The 2,076-nt window shown below is 63.4% G+C and carries 3 protein-coding genes; all 3 read left to right on the plus strand.

What is annotated here, in order from left to right; translation table 11 throughout:
- Nucleotides 1-2 precede the first annotated feature (2 nt).
- A complete protein-coding gene (locus HY852_RS12970; protein WP_367116360.1) occupies nucleotides 3-824 on the plus strand; it encodes a cyclase family protein in 822 nt (273 codons plus the stop codon).
- Nucleotides 825-836: 12 nt separating this feature from the next.
- A complete protein-coding gene (locus HY852_RS12975; protein ID WP_291605107.1) occupies nucleotides 837-1,178 on the plus strand; it encodes a cupin domain-containing protein in 342 nt (113 codons plus the stop codon).
- 121 nt (nucleotides 1,179-1,299) lie between these two features.
- Nucleotides 1,300-2,076 (plus strand): SDR family NAD(P)-dependent oxidoreductase (locus HY852_RS12980; protein WP_291605108.1); only part of this gene is annotated, 777 nt, incomplete at its 3' end.

A 2,076-nucleotide genomic window follows, 5' to 3' on the forward strand; every position in this document is an offset into this window, starting at 1 on the left:
GCGTGATGTTTGAAGAGAACCTCAAGAACACCATGGGGCTGGAGTTCTACAACCTGTCCCACCGCTTCGGCTATCAGTCGCCGAACTGGCCGTATTTCGAGGACGTCAAGATCGAGCGCATCCATTACATGGCGAAGTCGGGCGTGCTGTCGCAGCGCATCACCACTTCGATGCACAACACCACGCATATCGACGCGCCGGCGCACGTGATCCAGGGCACGCCCTTCATCGACGAGGTGCCGCTGCCGCATTTCTTCGGCTCCGGCATCGTGGTGTCGATCCCCAAGAACAAGTGGGAGCCGATCACCGGCGACGACCTGGAGAAGGCCTGCGGCAAGATCGTGCGGCCGCGCGACGTGGTGATCGTCAATACCGGCTGGCACAAGTTCTACGAGGACAGCGAGGACTATTTCTGCCGCGCGCCCGGCTTCGTGCCGTCGGCCGGCGAATGGTTCGTCAAGAAGAAGGTCAAGGTGATCGGCCACGACACGCAGGCCAACGATCATCCGCTCGCCACCGCCATTGGCCCGCAGCGCAACGGGCCGCTGCATCCGCATCTGGCCGAAGAATACAGGGAATGGTCGGGCGGCCGCGACTGGAAGGACGATTTCCCGGAATGGGAGCCGGTGCACCGCATCCTGTTCAAGAACGGCATCATGGGCATCGAGAATGTCGGCGGCGACATCGACAAGGTCACCGGCAAACGTGTCACCTTCGCCTATTTCCCGTGGAATTGGGATCGCGGCGACGGCTGCATCGTGCGGCTGGTCGCCATCGTCGATCCGAGCGGCAAGTACAAAATCGAACGCGGCAAGAAGTTCTAAAGGAGCACTCTCATGCAAGTCAGACGTTTCGCCGACGCCAAGGCCTATGACGCGGCCAACCATCGTGCCTGCACCTCGCTGCGCCTGTTCGGCGCCGAGGCCGGTGGTACCAAAGGCCTGATCGTCGGCCTGTCGCATTTCCTGCCGGGCGGCGGCGCCGGCCCCGACGCCTCGCCGCCGGAAAAGGTCTATTTCGTGCTTGCCGGCGAACTCACGGTGATCGTCGACGGCAAGGAGACCGTGCTCAAGCCCTACGATTCCTGCACGATCGGGCCGAATGAATCGCGCGAGATCATCAACCGCGGCAACGAGGTGTGCTCGATCGTCGTGGCCGTGGCGATGCCGCCGAAGTGACGGGCCACTTGGCCCGTCATCACCGGGCTTGACGCGGTGATCCCGATCAGGAGGGCAATGCCTTCCTAAGCGAGATGACCGGGACAAGCCCGGCCATGACAAAGAGTTCTAGGAGCGTCCGATGTCCGAAGCTTTCCTGAAAAACCCGCTCTCCTTGTTCGAAGTCAAAGGCAAGGTGGCGATCATCACCGGCGCCTCCGGCGCCTTCGGCGCGCTGGCGGCGAAGGTGCTGGCCGGGGCCGGCGCCAATGTGGTGCTGGCGGCGAGCAAGCAAGACGAACTCAAGAAAGTCGCGACGGAATGCCAGGCGCTCGGCGCCAAGGCGGAGATCATCGCCTTGCGCCCCAGCTCGGAAGAGAACTGCGACAAGATCGTCCAGGCCGCGGTCGACAAATTCGGCCGGCTCGACATCCTGGTCGTCGCCTCCGGGCTCAACAAGGTCGCCAAGATCGTCGATCAGAAGGTTTCGGATTTCCTCGAAGTGATGGACGCCAACGTCAACCAGTCATGGATCATGGCACGCGCCGCCGGCCGGCAGATGATCAAGCAAGGCCAGGGCGGCAAGGTGATCCTCACCTCCTCCGCGCGCGGACTGCTCGGCCATCCGGCCGGCTATTCGGCCTATTGCGCCTCCAAGTCGGCGGTCGACGGCATCACCAAGGCCTTGGGCTGCGAATGGGGCGACACCGGTATCACCGTGAATGCGCTGGGTCCGACCGTGTTCCGCTCGCCGCTCACCGCCTGGATGTACGAAGACACCGAGCGGGCGCAGACGGTGCGCAAGGGCTTCCTGGCGCGCGTGCCGAAGGGCCGTCTGGGCGAGCCGGAAGATTTGGCCGGGCCGCTGCTGTTCCTCGCCTCCAAGGCGTCGGACTTCTATACCGGACACATCCTCTAC

It is taken from the genome of Bradyrhizobium sp. (assembly GCF_016213215.1).
GTDB lineage: Bacteria > Pseudomonadota > Alphaproteobacteria > Rhizobiales > Xanthobacteraceae > Bradyrhizobium.